Genomic DNA, 15,744 nt, shown 5'->3' with positions numbered 1-15,744 from the left:
CGCTTAACTTTCTGGTTCTGTCGAGGTTTCTTCCTCTGAGGTTACCACGGGCTCTGGAGCCGCAGCAACTTTAACCATCGCATGGCGCAATACGCGATCGCCTAAGAAATAGCCACGCATCAGTTGTTCGATGACGATTCCTTCGTCATGTTCCTCACTCGGCTGTCGCATCACTGCTTCATGGAAATTGGGATCAAACTCTGTTCCTTCTGGACGCATCGGCGAAACCCCAAGGCGTTTGAAGGATTCCACCAGTTGTTTGTAGATCCCCTGATAACTCTTATGCACCGCCATCTCCCCATCATTTTGAGGTTTGATTTGCGATCGCGCCCGCTCAAAGTTATCAACCACGGATAATAACTCGCCCAGAGTATTACGCTTTACTTGATGTTCTAAATCTTCTTTTTCTTTAGCCGTCCGCTTGCGGAAGTTATCAAAATCGGCAGCCATCCGCATGGATTGGGTCTTAAAGGCTTCAAATTGCTGATTAACTTCCTCCAGTTGAGCTTTGAGGAGTTCATTTTCCTGCTGCAAGGTTTCGATAACCGCGACATCCTCCTGCTGACCGGGCAATCCGGCAGAGTCCGATTCCGCAGACTCACTCTCCACACCTTGCCCTGTCGAAGTTTCTGCCGCTTCCATTGTCACTTCAGCGGTTGCCGCTTCTGTCGTTGATGGTGACTCGACATCGGGTTGTGCGCCAACCTCCTCCTCGGAAGTTGCCTCATTTAAATCGGGGTTATCTGAATTCACTGCCTTCTGCTCATCTGTTTGTTGCAACGTAGTATTTGGTTGTTTGTCTTCGTCACTCATAATTCACTCGTACTAAAAACTCAATCAATCTCCTGCTCCTTCAAGGGATGGCAACATTTACCTTGCCCAGATTAACGGCAAGATTTGGGGTAGGCTAAAGCCCAAGGCATCAAGTCCGGATTGCTACCTCCTCAAATCCTAGTACATACTGGGGAAAATTGTCTGTTGTTAATGTGTCTATTGATTCAATCACCGCTAAACAGAAGTTCTCGCCGTAGAGACATAGCCTGTTCCGTCGAGGATTTGGTGGCGGAGGCACTCTAGAATTCCGAGGAAATTGTAGCGGTTGATAACATCTCATCTCCCTCTGCTCCCTCTGCTCCCTCTGCTCTCCCAGCTTCCCCTGCTCTCCCAGCTCCCTCTGCTCTCCCAGCTCCCTCTGCTCATCGTATCTACGAAGCTGCTCAAGTATTTTTGCCGCGCTGCACTAGGTAACGGTTAAGATAAAACTTGAGGCGGTATCCCCATCTATAATAAGGAATAGATTATTCTATCAGGGTTATAGAGGACTAATTTTGAATTCAGTCAGAATTCTATCACATTTAGATTATCTGAAGACTTGCATTTCACCCTTGCCAGGATATTGGTAACTCCAGCATGTTGGCATCCAACCCTATTCACGCCTCAACGTGTTTCCCAGCATGGGTACTCTGATCTAAACCCAGTGAGAAAGGAGCCATTCTGAGATCCGTCAAGCCCTTTTATTCAAATTGGCGGCAAGGCAATGGGGTTACCGTTGTCGCTTCCTCCAGTACGACAAACGCTAAAACTTTTAGAAATTCTGTAATCAAGGAGATAGTCTCACCCACTATGACTCAATCCCCATCATCATCAGCAAGACGTGCCCTTGTTGTCAAAAACGATTTTTCGCCCTTTGGAAATAAACTCGTTCAATCGGGTTACGTTGATGACGGTCAAATGCGGCAGGCATTGGCGGAAAGCCGGAAGTCAGGACGACCTCTGACCGATGTCGTTGAATCAATTACCGGGCGTCAGTTGCCACCTGACTTAATCCGTCAGTACAAGAAACAGCAACTGTTTGAACTCAAAATACTTTACGGTGTTGAATCTCTTGATCCGGAACTTAGTGAAATTTCCGGTCACCAAGTCAAGGAACTCATCGAAAGCCTAATTCCCATTGACATCTGTAGTCGCTATCGCTTGGTGCCGTTATCCAAAAATGATGGTCAACCCCCATCGGTTCTGGTGGCAATGGTTGACCCGGATAATCTCGACGCCCAAGATGATCTAAACCGGATTCTGCGCCCTCAAGGGATCGGGTTACGGCGGATGGTGATTACCCAAGAAGATTATCAGCATCTGATTAATCAATATCGGGATCAAAAACTGGCACAGGAGAAGGAACAGGAAGCTGCCAAGCAGACAAACATCACTCAGGATATTGATAATTTAACCCTGTCTGATGCACCAGAAGAAACGACGGAAGAAGACATATCGAAAGTCGCGGGTGAAGCCGGTGGTGCCCCGGTAATTAACTTGGTGAATAAAATCCTCGCCAAAGCCCTACAAGAAGACGTTTCTGACATTCACATCGAACCCCAAGAAGAATACTTGCGGGTTCGCTTCCGCAAAGACGGCGTACTGCGGCAAGCCTTCGATCCCTTACCTAAAACAATCAAAAATGCCGTTGCTGCTCGCTTCAAAATTATGGCAGATTTGGACATCGCTGAACGCCGATTGCCCCAAGATGGCAGAATTCGGCGCATGTTCCAAGGGCGCAAGGTTGACTTCCGAGTCAGTACCCTACCCAGCCGCTATGGTGAGAAGATTGTCCTGCGGATTTTGGATAACTCTAGCACCCAACTCGGTTTGGATATTTTGATCACTGACCCAGAAAGCTTAGAAATGGTCAGGGAAATGACAGCACGACCCTTTGGGCTGATCTTGGTCACGGGTCCGACGGGTTCCGGGAAATCCACAACCCTCTATTCTATGCTGGCTGAGCGCAATGACCCAGGTGTCAATATCAGTACCGCAGAAGATCCAATTGAATATTCCTTACCCGGTATTACCCAGGTACAGGTACTGCGGGAAAAAGGCATGGACTTCGCCTCGATTCTACGCTCATTTCTACGGCAAGACCCAGATGTGATTCTGGTGGGTGAGACGCGAGATAAGGAAACCGCGAAAACAGCAATTGAAGCCGCCCTCACAGGACACTTAGTTTTAACGACTCTCCATACCAACGACGCGGCTGGCGCTATCCCTCGCTTGGATGAAATGGGGGTTGAACCATTCATGGTGTCGGGTGCGCTTCTGGGAGTTTTAGCCCAGCGCCTGATGCGGCGGGTTTGTACGGAGTGTCGTACACCTTACCAGCCTACTGCTGCTGAACTGGCTCGATTTGGTTTAACCGCTTCCAGCGAAGGGGAAATCACGTTCTATAAAGCCAATACTCTACAACCCGAAGAAATTACCGACGCTCGCTCCAAAGGAACACTCTGCCCAAAATGTAATGGGGTTGGGTACAAAGGACGAGTGGGCGTTTATGAAGTCATGCGGAACACCGAACGACTGCAACTCCTAATCAATGAAGGAGCGCCTACCGAACGGATCAAAGAAGCAGCGGTTGAAGAAGGGATGAAAACCCTATTATCCTACAGTTTAAACCTGGTGCAGGAGGGTCATACCACATTGGAAGAAGTTGAACGGGTCACGTTTACCGATTCCGGTCTGGAGGCAGAACTGAAAGCCAAACGTAAACAATCCCTCTCCTGTAGCACTTGCGGCGCTGGGTTAGAACAGGAGTGGTTAGATTGTCCGTACTGTATGACCCCACGTTTCCGTGACTAACTGCTGCGGTATTCCTGAATTGTTGTTGGCTTCAACCCCCAACAACAATTGATTACGCCAAAAACACTAAAAAGCAACAACTGATTCTGATTGGGAGACAATGCCATGCCAATGGATTTAATGATTGAAGACTTGATGGAGCAACTCATTGAAATGGGTGGCTCAGATATGCATATTCAAGCCGGGGCACCGGTCTATTTCCGCATTAGTGGTAAACTCCAACCCTTTGGGGAAGATCCCCTAAATCCCCAAGAATGTCAGAAGCTGATTTTCAGTATGCTCAATAATAGTCAGCGTAAAGAATTGGAGCAGAACTGGGAATTGGATTGCTCTTATGGGGTGAAGGGACTGGCTCGCTTCCGGGTCAATGTATATAAGGAGCGCGGCTACTACGCCGCTTGCTTGCGAGCGTTGTCCTCCAAGATTCCCAACTTTGATCAATTAGGTCTGCCTGATATTGTCCGGGAAATGAGCGAACGTCCTCGGGGATTAGTACTGGTGACCGGACCAACAGGTTCAGGAAAGACCACCACACTGGCGGCAATGATTGATTTAATTAATCGGACCCGACCCGAACATATTCTCACCGTCGAAGACCCGGTTGAATACGTTTTTCCCAACATTAAAAGCTTAGTTCACCAACGTCAAAAAGGTGAAGATACCAAAAGCTTTGCCAATGCGCTCAAAGCCGCCTTACGGGAAGACCCGGATGTGATTCTGGTCGGCGAGATGCGGGACTTGGAAACCATTTCACTGGCGATTTCAGCCGCAGAAACGGGTCACTTGGTCATGGGAACCTTGCACACCAGTTCCGCCTCTCAAACCGTGAACCGGATGCTGGACGTGTTTCCTCCTGAACAACAAGCTCAAGTCCAAGCTCAACTCTCGAACTCCTTGGTCGCCGTCTTCAGTCAAACTTTGGTACCTAAGAAAAACCCGAAACCTGGTGAGTTTGGTCGGGCAATGGCACAGGAAATTATGATTGTCACCCCGGCTATCTCTAACCTAATTCGTGAAGGGAAAGTGTCCCAAATGTATTCCGCTATTCAAACCGGAATGAAAATGGGCATGATCACCATGGAACAGACCTTGGCAAATTTAGTCAAACAAGGAACGATTTCCTTTGAGGCAGCTATATCCAAGAGTTCCAAGCCTGACGAGTTACAGCGTATTCTCGGCGGTGCTGCTGGAATGGCTGGTGCTGGCGCTAAAGGCGGAAAAGTTGGTGCTAAGACTCGCTAAGTCATCGGGGTTAGTTCTCTCGTGAACTGGAAAAAATATCACCGGACAACTAACCCTTTCCTTCAATCCTTTCTTCATTCAGACGCAAGCTATGCCTACCTTCATTGCTGAGGTTCGGGATTCCAAAGGAAATGCCAAAAAAGAGAAAGTTCAAGCTCTTTCTACGGATCAAGCCCGCGCCCACTTGAAAAATCAATATCCCATTGTCGGCAGTATTCAGAAAGCGTTTAGCCTGGAAGACCTAAATTTAGACGCACTCCAGGAAAAAATGACGAGTGTTACCGTTAAAGACCGAGCCGTTTTTTCCCGGCAATTTGCGGTAATGGTTAATGCTGGGGTCGCCATTGTGCGTTGTCTGGGTATCTTATCGGATCAATGTGACAATCCTAAGCTGAAAAAATCACTGACAGTAATCAGTAGTGAAGTTCAGCAGGGAACCAGTCTCTCAGATGCCATGCGTGAACATCCCGCCTGTTTCGACCAACTCTATGTCAGTATGGTGCAAGCAGGAGAGGTTGGGGGTGTCCTCGATGAAGTTCTCAACCGATTAGCCAAGCTGCTGGAAGATATGGCGCGGCTGCAAAACCAGATTAAGTCGGCAATGACTTATCCTCTGGTGGTTGGTGGCTTTGCTGTACTGGTGTTTTTGGGAATGACCATTTTTCTCATCCCCATCTTTGCCGGGATTTTTGAAGAAATCGGCGGAACATTACCAGCCCTGACTGCTTTTATGCTCTGGTTGAGTGGTGTTCTCAGAAGCTGGTACGCTCTGATTCCAGTTGCGGTGATCATCATTACTACAGTTGTCATCAAGCAGTACTACAAAACCCCACCCGGTCGCTTGCAAATTGATGCACTCCTATTGAAACTACCCCTGTTGGGTGAACTGAATGAAAAATCATCAGTCGCCCGGTTTTGCCGCGTCTTCGGTACGTTGACTCGTTCCGGAGTTCCCATTCTTAATGCGTTAGATATTGTTCGGGATACCTCAGGAAACCAAGTAATTGCTAACGCTGTGGAAGCGACCAAGCAGGAAATTCAGCAAGGGGGTTTGATCAGTGTTGCCATGCAAAATGAGCAAGTTTTCCCCGGTCTAGCTATTCAGATGATTAGTGTTGGTGAAGAAACTGGGGAATTGGATTCAATGCTGATGAAGGTTGCCGATTTCTATGAAGATGAAGTTGAGCAAACGGTAAAAGCTTTGACCAGTATCTTAGAGCCTGTGATGATTATTGTCATCGGGGGAATGGTGGGTACAATTCTGGTTTCTATGTATCTGCCCATGTTTAAAGTGTTTGAAACGTTGGGTTAAATTGGGCAGCATTTCCAGGATATGGGGTGTCCATTCCTACAACCTTTTGATGGTAGAGGATTTGCCGTGTTGATTCAGCTACTCGTACAGCATGACGAAAAAAAACTTATCCTTCACGCATTACTGAAACGCCGATAAGGAAAGCATTTTGAATGCGTGAATTCCCAGGGAACGGTACTAGCAACCTGAGCAACCTCTACTGATCCTCCACTACGGTTCGTGAAGAGTATTTAAACGAGTCCATAAGACGTTAGTAAATCGCTACTTATTTACAAATGCCAGTTAAGCCATCTAATTACGAAACAAGTTTAGCCGAATATAGCCACCATGAGGGGGCGTTGGCGCTTCTGAAGCAACATCGACCTTACTTGGAAATGATTCCGAGTATGCGCCGCCCCTCAGAAAGTGTGATCACGATTCCTCTACCTATTGTGCGCCTGCGCCATCTCCAATCATCAACAGGACATGCTAATCTAAACAGCTTGAATGGAACGGTTGGCTTACCTTGTGATGTTGCCATGTTGATGTGTGACCCGGAATGGAAAATAAAAATGGGGGTGGAAATTCTCATTTTCATTCATCGCCCCCATGAGGATTTTTCTCATTTATTGAGTCGCTGGCGTCAGACACAAGTGTTGCTAGACAAAGATTATGAATGGTTGATGCCCCCCCGCCATCAACATATTCTTAGTGAAGGTGTTGACCGGATTTATCCGTTGTTTGTAATCTTCCCGGAAACACCCCAACGGATTCAACGGGGTTTACTGGGGGCTAATTTACCTTTTGTCATGCAGAGTCCAGATTATGTGATGGAAGAGGAAAAATCAGAAAGCTTCTCGACTGAACGTCCACCTGCTTAGTACAGGGGAGATTGGGGAAATGGGGGAGATGGGGGAGGAATTTCTCAATCAACGAATGACAAAGGACAAATGACCAATGACCAATGACTATCGAACAAAGTGGGGCATCACTTCAGCCGCTGTAAATAAACCGTCAAGACCTCGTTGATGTAATGATATCCCGGTCTTCAGGTAGCCAAAGGCTGGACCACAGACATTAGCCGCCATACTGGTTTCGTCACCGAGGGTAAAGGTATGGGTGGAGATTTTGCCCTCAAAGGTACGTCCGGTTATCTGGACATTGGTACTTAAGGGTTTTTTAGGATTGCGAGTATCAACAACACCGCCGACGGTGACGCGATCGCGTGAACATATCCCGGCTAATTCCAACATGATATCATCGGCATGTTCCATATTCTCTAAGGTGAGGATGCCGTTGGTTTGATCCAAGAGCGCTTCTACATCCGCATCACTCATCTGACGTGCCTGTTCCACATCGTAGCCGGGAAGATGGGCAATATCTTCTCGAATCGTGGCACGATAGGCTTCCCAATTGGCAATACCGACACCAAAGGTAATTTTAACGCTGTGTATTTCAGCATAGCTTTGAGCCGCGATCGCTGCCGCCGCCGTTAACAGTCCGGGTGTGGCACCACATCCCGCCATGTAGGTGATTCCCGCTTCTTGGAGTTCGTCTTTCATGGCGAGTAACTGTTCTACGGCGCTGGTACGCTTGAGGGCGTCTACCAGTACCCCCCGCCATCCTGATTGGATAAACTGGCGGGCAACCGATGCCATAAATGTATTCGGCAAATTAGGTAGGGCAAGGAAATATCCATCCACTGCCGCATTTTCGATTAAGTCGGCAATCGTGTTATTGCTGAGAGTGCCGGAGGGTTCGAGATACCCCAGTGACCCTTGATTATGATAGGTGGCGATCGCGCGATCGGGATCTAGCCCAGTTGCATCATAAGCCCAGCCTTGTTTATCAGCAGCAGCAACCCAAATCATTTCCTGTTTACCAGCCAGCACTCTAGCCGCCGCTTGTCCTAATCCGCCAAAGCCTAAAATACCGACTCGAACAGGTTTGTTTTCCGTAGAATCCATCAAATTCGCCTTATGCGTCTCACTCATAGCGATACACCTTGAATCACACAAACCTTTATTATCTCTCACCGCTTCCCCCGCTCCCCCAGCTTCCTCTGCTTCCCCAGCTTCCTCTGCTTCCCCATCTCCCCCATCTTCCCTGTGCCTCATCCCCATGTATATTTTTGTTAAGAACGCGATTTGGGCAATCCTGCCGCTTGACTGGGAGAGCAAGATACGCGAAACTTAACAAAAGATTAGTGTAAAATACTAATCAAGTATTAATTTCTGTTAAGGTTTAATTCGCTATGATGCGAATAATAACGAGAGACTGCTCAACTGGCGAGATAGCTTGTCGTGTAGTCTCAGAGGCTGTCGCTTAATTGGTGTTACAGCCCAGAACTGGAGGACTGACCCAACCGTTAACAAACAGATGGAAACCTTAGAATTTGTCATTTATCCAGATGGTCGAGTGCAAGAGAAAGTCACGGGTATCGTTGGTGCCTCTTGTGCAGAAGTGACTGCTGCCATTGAAGCTCAGTTGGGGCAAGTCGTCTCGATGGAGCAAACATCAGAATACTTTACCCAACCGACTCAGCAGTCGGCAACAGCAACCGCTCAAGCGACCTATAGCGCTTGGTAAGTTTTTTTGTTCAATTAGCGAATTTAACCAAAATGTCACATTTCAGCAACATAAAAACTCAAATCCGCAATCTGACCTCTTTACAATCAGCATTAACAGACCTTGGCGTCGATTGGAAAGCTGGTCCGAGTCAAGTGCGTGGGTATCAGGGTCAAACCAGAACCGCCGAAGTGGTTATCGAACAAGACAATAACTACGATGTTGGTTTTGCTTGGAATGGTAAAGAATACGAGCTAGTTGCTGACCTCCAATACTGGCAACAGCCGTTATCCGTAGAGGGTTTCCTCAACCGCATCACCCAGCGGTATGCGTTTCATACCGTAATGAGTGAAACTGCCAAGCAAGGGTTTCAAGTTGCTCAACAGGAAAATAATCAAGACGGTTCTATCCGTTTAGTTGTCCAACGCTGGAGTGCGTAATGTCTGATTTCTCCCCGACACCAGAGCGTTCAGGGTTAGAACCCGAACTCGGCGGCGTCTTCCGAGATGCACCGGAACGGTCAGGTTTAGAACCTGAACTCGGTGGTGAGCTGCGGCAGAAAGGTGTTTATGTCGATGAAATTACCTGTATTGGCTGTAAGCATTGTGCCCATACAGCTCACAATACATTTTACATCGAGCCAGATCATGGGCGAGCGCGTGCCTTTCGCCAAGATGGTGACCCAGAAGACTTAATCCAAGAAGCGATTGACACCTGTCCAGTCAATTGTATCCACTGGGTAGACTACACCGAACTTAAGCAGCTAGAAGACGAGCGACAGTTTCAGGTTATTCCCGTGGCGGGATTTCCGATTGAGTCGGCTGTCGTGGCGACCAAAATGCGGCGCAAGAAAGCGATTAAGCAATATAAGTCAAAGTCAAGCCCAAAACAATAGGGTGTTTATTACAGTCTTTAGTCGATAAATCCTCGATGGTTATTGCCATTGAGGTTTTTTATTATGTTTGTAGGGGCGCACGGCGTGCGCCCATCGGCAATAATTTTAGATGAAATCGCCAAAACCCTGTAGAGACGTTGCATACAACGTCTGGAACAATCTGGACATAAAAGGGTTATGTATGACGGATTCGGTATAGTACGTAGTTCACAAGGCGCACAGATTGAAGGGCGCAAGCCTTGCGCCCCTACAAACGATACGGGGCAATTTGGAACTGGGAATAATCTACATCTCCTCCTTATTTCAGCGGATGATTTTCGTTGAGTAATTTTTCGATTCTCGCTTCATCTACTCTGGAGATAATGCGTTTCGATTCGTGAATATCACGGGTGGTTTTGGCAAGGCTAATGGTTGAACCAACGGAGAAGGCTAACCCCATTCCCATAAAACCTTTTGTCCAACTATCGACAGGTAGATATAAAATCCCGATACTCATAGCCGAGACGGAAATAATAAAAGAAGCCCAGGTTTGAAATACCCAAGCGTTACTGTGGATTTGATTGTTAAACGGTGATTCCATAGTTCCTTTCTTCATCAAGAATCGGTGAATTCAATTTATTCAAGAATAGGAATCGCTTCGCTGATAATTTAGGGACAACGGGACAGTTTGTGGAATTGCACAGGTATTGTATGACCCAAAGAGTCGGAAAATCGTATCAACTATTCGTTTATTATTGTGCCAGTTGAGAAATTGTTTAATTGTGCATCGCGTACATAAAAACAATTGTAGGGGCGACCCGCCGGATTCAATCAACATCACCCAACCTTTAATGATATCGGGTCGCCCGCCGCCCGGTATCGATGTGACACCGAATTGAGAAAAGGGCGAGTCGATATAGGTTAATTCTTACACCCAACATTGATGCAGCGACTCGCCCCTACAGCCCCTACCCTTTACCCCCGACAACCGCAATAATTCCGCCAATTCCAATAATCCCAATCATCCTGACAATCACGCAGTAAACCCCGAAACCGTTGGTATTCTCGTAGGGGCGACCCGCCGGATTCAATTAACATCACCTAACCTTTAATTTAATCGGGTCGCCCGCCGCCGGGTATTGGTAAAAACTAACACAACATTGGTACAGGGGCGAGTCGGTATAGGTTAATTCTCACACCGAACATTAATGTAGCGACTCGCCCCTACAGCCCCTACACCAGGGAACTGATACCGCCACTGTCACCGTAACGATTACTGGGGTGAATGATGCGCCGATTCTCAGCACTATTAATAAAATTGGTAACGAAGATACTGCAATTTCTTTTAGCTGGACGCGATCGCATGGAAGGGGGAGTCGGACATGATACGGTAGAAGGCGGCGACGGTAATGACCAACTATTCGGCAATTCCGGTGATGATATCCTCTTCGGCAATAGCGGGGAAGATATCATACGCGGTGACGAGGATAATGATATCCTCTATGGCGGAGGCGATCGCGATCGCTTATTTGGTGATACGGGAAATGATTTTCTCCTCGGAGAAGGTGACGCCGATATCCTGGTTGGCGGAGACGGCGATGATACCCTCGATGGCGGCGCTGGCGCGGATAAACTCTATGGAAATAACGGGGCGGATCAGTTTATTTTACGAGTCGGTGAGGGAAGCGATACCCTGTTTGACTTTAACCCTGGGGAAGATGTCTTAGGGTTAGCCGGAGGGTTAAGTTTCAATCAGCTTAATCTGATGGGTATGGGAAGTACCACCTTACAGCGCTTTTCACGTTTATGGAATACAAAATTGTATCGGCTTGCTTTTCAGCGCAATGATTGTCTGTAGTCTACTAACTTGAAAACTGCTGTAATTCAGATGCAGCAGAGTGGGGAAGTCTTAGCCCTGTTAATCGGCGTACAAGCCAATCAAGTCAGTATCGCCGATTTTGTCGTGGTTTAGGAGGAATGCGATCGCGCTGATTCTATCAAAATTGACAGACAAACCCAAACCGTAGGGATTTGGTTTCCAAACCCCTTGTCTTTACAATAGGATTGAATGAATCTAAAGTTTACGCGATGGCTGTTGTTATTCCCGATGAAGTTCTGAACATTGCCCAACTCTCGGATGTAGAGATGTTACAAGAAATTGCCATTCTGTTGTTTCAGCAGGAACGCTTGACATTAGCGCAAGCCAGTCGATTGGCAAATTTGCCCCGTTTGCACTTTCAAAAGCTGCTCGCAAGTCGTCAGATTCCTGTGCATTATGATGTGCCGGAATTGGATGCTGAGGTGGCAATGATGCGGGAGATGGGTTATCTTTGACTATTGTTAGTAATACCTCACCGATTACCAATTTAGCCGCGATCGCACAGCTTGATCTACTCTACCAACTCTACGGCACAATTCTGATTTCACAAGCTGTTTACGCAGAACTGACAAGGTTTAATGTACCAGGAACTGTAGAAGTTCAAACGCTTAATTGGATAGAAACGGTTACGGTAGTCAATCAGGAATTTGTCGTTCAATTACAATCGGAACTCGATCCGGGTGAAGCGGCAGCTATTGCACTTGCTGTCGAACAACAAGCGACTTTAATCATGTTAGATGAACGTCGGGGAGTACAGGTTGCTAGGCGTTATGGCTTACAGGTACAAGGTATTTTAGGTGTGCTACTTCGGGCAAAAAACCAAGGATTGATTCCAGTCGTGCGTCCTTTTTTAGATGCTTTAATCAATGAAGCGGGTTTTTGGATGACTAATAATCTTTACCAACGAATTTTACAAATTGCTCAAGAATAATTGCCTACCCCAAAATACGGTAGGGGCGACTTGCCAGATTGAACGCTCTATAATACATCTGCAAACGCGGGACGCAATTTCTGATAACACCAAAGCCCTACACCAAACACTACCCCAGAAACAGCAAACGCGACTGCCCATTCTAACCCATGTTCCACTGACCCAACCAATACCAAATCCCGATAAACTTGAGCAATCACCGCCAGGGGATTCAACCAAAACACCCAATCTCGGAAGCGTTCTGGAATCACTGAAGCGGGATAGACAATCGGTGTCATATAAAACCAAAGATTTAAAATCACCCCTAATGTCTGGGGAATATCTCGCAAAAATACGGTTAACCCGGCTGCTAAATACCCTAATCCGGCGGTTAATAACAACTGGGTTAACCACACTAAAGGCAATAACGCTAACGTGGGATGTAATGTTCCTGAGGATATCGCCACTAACACAATCAATGCGGCTAACCCCAAGGCACTTTCAATAAATGTGGATAAGACGGGGACCAGTGGCAACAGTGCCAAGGGAAACACCACCTTTTTCACCAAATTGGGTTGTCCGACTACCGAACCTGCCGATTGGGTTAACCCGCCAGTAAAAGCAATCCATGGTAATAACCCAGCAAATAACCATAAACCAAAGGCAATATTGTTATCCGCAGGTAATCCCTTAAGACTAAGTTTCACCTTTAGGACAATGGAAAACACGTAGGTATAAATCAGCAACTGAGACAGTTGATTGAGCAGGGGCCACAAATTCCCCAATACCGAACCCTTATAGCGTGCCTCCAAATCTCGACGCACTAATGTCCGCAGTAGGTCAAATTTGACCCACCACTTTTCATTTATGGGCAACCAGCGTCTAATTTTACTAACTTTCCGAATTACACCGAGCATTGATTTGTCATTGGTCATTGGTCATTGGTCATTGGTCATTTAGTCGGGGCGGGTTTATTTACATCTGGGTGCAACCGAAAAGATAGTCGTGAAACCCGCCCCTACACAATCTTCCCCATCTCCCTCATCTCCCCCATCTCCCTCATCTCCCTCATCTCCCCTATCTCCCTCATCTCCCCCATTCCTCGGAAAAAGGCAAAAGTTCCTGGCTTGGTGCTATATTCCTAGCAACAGTGGGGGTAAAATACACATCTGGTGTAGCTTCAGGAGACGCCGTAAGCCTTGCAGCAATTATTACAGATTTCCCGACTCATCGATGCCTTCAACGAATGGGTTGGTCGCCTAACCTACTGGCTAGTATTATTAATGATCGCGATCGGTACCTGGAATGTTGCCGGACGCTATATTGGCTATTTCGTCGGTCAAAACCTCAGTTCCAATGCCTTTATCGAAGGTCAATGGTATTTATTTGACTTGGTATTCCTCTTGGGTGCCGCCTACGCCCTGCGCCATGATGAACATGTGCGGGTGGATGTGTTCCATAAAGGTTGGTCACCGAAATGGAAAGCCTTAGCTGATTTAATCGGTACGCTGTTATTCTTGATTCCCTTTTGTTTAATGGTGATTTATTTCTCCTGGGGAACCATTCTCAATTCCTGGGCAATTCGGGAAATGTCTCCTGATCCGGGGGGATTACCCCGCTATCCGATCAAATCCATGATTATTGTCAGCTTTGTCCTCTTGATTCTGCAAGGGATTTCCCAAGCGATAAAAAACTGGGCAATTTTCACAGGCTATCTTACACCCCAGGAGGAACATCATGATGCTCGACTATGAATGGTTAGGTCCTTTGATGTTTGTCGGGGCGCTGGTATTTCTGTCCCTGGGTTATCCTGTGGCATTCTCTCTGGGAGGCGTTGCGATCGCGTTTGCGATTATTGGTGTGAGTTTGGGTGTCTTTGACCCTATCTTCCTGACTGCCATGCCCCAGCGCATTTTTGGGATCATGGCGAATTATACCCTGTTAGCAATCCCTTATTTTATTTTCTTGGGTTCCATGCTGGAAAAATCTGGCATTGCTGAACGCTTGTTAGAAACCATGGGGATTCTGTTTGGGCGATTACGGGGGGGACTTGCCTTAGCTGTGGTTTTGGTGGGGGCGCTATTAGCTGCAACTACTGGGGTTGTCGCTGCAACGGTGGTGGCAATGGGACTGATTTCTTTACCGATTATGCTGCGCTACGGCTATGATAAACGGTTGGCAACGGGGGTAATTGCGGCATCGGGGACATTGGGACAGATTATCCCGCCGAGTGTGGTTTTAGTTGTATTAGCGGATCAATTAGGAATTTCGGTTGGCGACTTATTTATTGGTTCTCTGATTCCCGGCTTATTAATGACCACAGCTTTTGCGGTACATGTACTGATTGTGGCATGGTTAAAACCCAGTGCTGCACCTGCTTTACCCGCCGAGGTTCGTGACATTGGCGGGAAAGCTTTAGGACGTCGAGTTCTATTTGCCATGGTTCCACCGTTATTATTAATTCTGTTAGTCTTAGGCAGTATCTTTTTTGGCTTTGCTACACCAACAGAAGCCGGGGCGGTGGGGTGTGTGGGTGCGATGGTACTTGCGGCGGCTAATCGTCAGTTAAGCTGGTTATCGTTACGCCAAGCCTGTGATGCCACGCTACGAATTACCAGCATGGTGATTTTTATCTTACTGGGTTCTACGGCGTTTAGTTTAGTCTTTCGCGGGTTAAATGGCGATCAGTTTATGTTTGATATTCTCGCCAATTTACCTGGAGGTCAGATTGGCTTTCTGGCAGTGAGTATGGTAACTGTTTTTATTTTAGGCTTTTTTATTGACTTTTTTGAAATCGCCTTTATTATCGTTCCTTTATTTACTCCTGTGGCGGAATCTCTCGATGTGAATCTTATCTGGTATGGGGTTATTTTGGGGGCGAATCTACAAACGTCCTTTCTCACACCGCCCTTTGGCTTTGCCCTGTTTTACTTACGGGGTGTCGCCCCACCGGAGGTGAAGACGACAGAGATTTATTGGGGTGCAATTCCATTTATTTTGCTTCAGGCGCTAATTGTTGTCTTAATTATCGTGTTTCCGGAGTTAGTCAGTTTTCTTCCTTCGTTGAGTCGCTAATACTTAGGGTTGAATCAGTCTTGTGGGGAGGTAGGGAGCAGGGGGAGCTGGGGAAGCTGGGGGAGTAGGGGAAGCAATGATACATTTTCCCTGATAGCAGTTGTCAAGACTCAACTGTAGCGAGCAAGATGCTTAATGTAGTGAGCAAGATGCTTAATGTAGCGAGCAAGATGCTTAATGTAGCGAGCAAGATGCTTAATGTAGCGAGCAAGATGCTTAATGTAGCGAGCAAGATGCTTAATGTAGCGAGCAAGATGCTTAATGTAGCGAGCAAGATG

At 47.0% G+C, this 15,744-nt stretch carries 16 protein-coding genes; 12 read left to right on the top strand and 4 right to left on the bottom strand.

The features are described from left to right. Positions 1 to 3 precede the first annotated feature (3 nt). Positions 4 to 813 (bottom strand): nucleotide exchange factor GrpE, encoded by an 810-nt coding sequence (grpE, locus tag RID53_RS18905; protein ID WP_446389556.1) that lies wholly within the window; start codon positions 811 to 813, stop codon positions 4 to 6. An 810-nt stretch (positions 814 to 1,623) separates the two neighbouring features. On the opposite strand from grpE, the gene RID53_RS18900 reads away from it, so the two are divergent. The 4 genes from RID53_RS18900 to RID53_RS18885 all read left to right on the top strand — a co-directional run bounded on the left by RID53_RS18900 (position 1,624) and on the right by RID53_RS18885 (position 7,041). Beyond that, entirely contained in the window at positions 1,624 to 3,627 is a 2,004-nt protein-coding gene (locus tag RID53_RS18900) for a GspE/PulE family protein (protein ID WP_446389555.1), read from the top strand. A 111-nt stretch (positions 3,628 to 3,738) separates the two neighbouring features. Further along, positions 3,739 to 4,869 (top strand): type IV pilus twitching motility protein PilT, encoded by a 1,131-nt coding sequence (locus RID53_RS18895; protein WP_446389605.1) that lies wholly within the window; start codon positions 3,739 to 3,741, stop codon positions 4,867 to 4,869. Positions 4,870 to 4,960: 91 nt separating this feature from the next. Beyond that, positions 4,961 to 6,181 carry a type II secretion system F family protein gene (locus RID53_RS18890; protein ID WP_446389554.1) on the top strand — a complete coding sequence of 407 codons (1,221 nt, stop codon included), beginning with the start codon at positions 4,961 to 4,963 and terminating at the stop codon, positions 6,179 to 6,181. 275 nt (positions 6,182 to 6,456) lie between these two features. Next, positions 6,457 to 7,041 carry a hypothetical protein gene (locus RID53_RS18885; protein ID WP_446389553.1) on the top strand — a complete coding sequence of 195 codons (585 nt, stop codon included), beginning with the start codon at positions 6,457 to 6,459 and terminating at the stop codon, positions 7,039 to 7,041. A gap of 87 nt (positions 7,042 to 7,128) precedes the next feature. On the opposite strand, the gene bioU is transcribed toward RID53_RS18885, so the two are convergent. After that, a complete protein-coding gene (gene bioU / locus RID53_RS18880; protein WP_446389604.1) occupies positions 7,129 to 8,154 on the bottom strand; it encodes a (S)-8-amino-7-oxononanoate synthase BioU in 1,026 nt (341 codons plus the stop codon). A 385-nt stretch (positions 8,155 to 8,539) separates the two neighbouring features. On the opposite strand from bioU, the gene RID53_RS18875 reads away from it, so the two are divergent. Genes RID53_RS18875 through RID53_RS18865 form a run of 3 tightly spaced genes read left to right on the top strand, consistent with a single transcriptional unit; the run spans position 8,540 to position 9,623 of the window. Continuing rightward, positions 8,540 to 8,749 (top strand): DUF2997 domain-containing protein, encoded by a 210-nt coding sequence (locus RID53_RS18875; protein ID WP_446368251.1) that lies wholly within the window; start codon positions 8,540 to 8,542, stop codon positions 8,747 to 8,749. Positions 8,750 to 8,781: 32 nt separating this feature from the next. Next, positions 8,782 to 9,168, top strand: a complete 387-nt coding sequence (locus RID53_RS18870; RefSeq protein ID WP_446389552.1) for a DUF1257 domain-containing protein — start codon at positions 8,782 to 8,784, stop codon at positions 9,166 to 9,168. Further along, a complete protein-coding gene (locus RID53_RS18865; protein WP_446389551.1) occupies positions 9,168 to 9,623 on the top strand; it encodes a ferredoxin in 456 nt (151 codons plus the stop codon). The genes RID53_RS18870 and RID53_RS18865 overlap by 1 nt, the downstream gene beginning before the upstream one ends. Before the next feature lie 298 nt (positions 9,624 to 9,921). Here RID53_RS18865 and RID53_RS18860 read toward each other — a convergent pair whose 3' ends face one another. Next, on the bottom strand, positions 9,922 to 10,203 hold the full coding sequence (locus RID53_RS18860; RefSeq protein ID WP_446389550.1) for a YiaA/YiaB family inner membrane protein: 282 nt from the start codon (positions 10,201 to 10,203) through the stop codon (positions 9,922 to 9,924). A gap of 717 nt (positions 10,204 to 10,920) precedes the next feature. Here RID53_RS18860 and RID53_RS18855 point away from each other — a divergent pair. The 3 genes from RID53_RS18855 to RID53_RS18845 all read left to right on the top strand — a co-directional run bounded on the left by RID53_RS18855 (position 10,921) and on the right by RID53_RS18845 (position 12,412). Beyond that, positions 10,921 to 11,460, top strand: a complete 540-nt coding sequence (locus RID53_RS18855; protein WP_446389549.1) for a calcium-binding protein — start codon at positions 10,921 to 10,923, stop codon at positions 11,458 to 11,460. 230 nt (positions 11,461 to 11,690) lie between these two features. Continuing rightward, positions 11,691 to 11,936, top strand: coding sequence for a UPF0175 family protein (locus RID53_RS18850; protein ID WP_446389548.1), 246 nt, complete (start codon positions 11,691 to 11,693; stop codon positions 11,934 to 11,936). After that, a complete protein-coding gene (locus tag RID53_RS18845) occupies positions 11,933 to 12,412 on the top strand; it encodes a DUF3368 domain-containing protein (protein ID WP_446389547.1) in 480 nt (159 codons plus the stop codon). The genes RID53_RS18850 and RID53_RS18845 overlap by 4 nt, the downstream gene beginning before the upstream one ends. Before the next feature lie 47 nt (positions 12,413 to 12,459). On the opposite strand, the gene RID53_RS18840 is transcribed toward RID53_RS18845, so the two are convergent. After that, a complete protein-coding gene (locus RID53_RS18840) occupies positions 12,460 to 13,308 on the bottom strand; it encodes an ABC transporter permease (RefSeq protein ID WP_446389603.1) in 849 nt (282 codons plus the stop codon). A 282-nt stretch (positions 13,309 to 13,590) separates the two neighbouring features. Between RID53_RS18840 and RID53_RS18835 the strand changes: the two genes are divergently transcribed. After that, complete coding sequence (locus RID53_RS18835; RefSeq protein ID WP_446389546.1) at positions 13,591 to 14,145, top strand: TRAP transporter small permease subunit; 555 nt, start codon at positions 13,591 to 13,593, stop codon at positions 14,143 to 14,145. Further along, positions 14,129 to 15,466: a TRAP transporter large permease gene (locus RID53_RS18830; RefSeq protein WP_446389545.1), complete on the top strand. Its 1,338-nt coding sequence runs from the start codon at positions 14,129 to 14,131 to the stop codon at positions 15,464 to 15,466. The genes RID53_RS18835 and RID53_RS18830 overlap by 17 nt, the downstream gene beginning before the upstream one ends. The last annotated feature ends 278 nt before the right edge of the window (positions 15,467 to 15,744 follow it).

Origin of the sequence: Coleofasciculus sp. B1-GNL1-01, assembly GCF_040220235.1 — a bacterium.
GTDB lineage: Bacteria > Cyanobacteriota > Cyanobacteriia > Cyanobacteriales > Coleofasciculaceae > Coleofasciculus.
The sequence above is the reverse complement of the archived record's forward strand: the minus strand, read 5'-3'. Positions and strand labels throughout refer to the sequence as shown.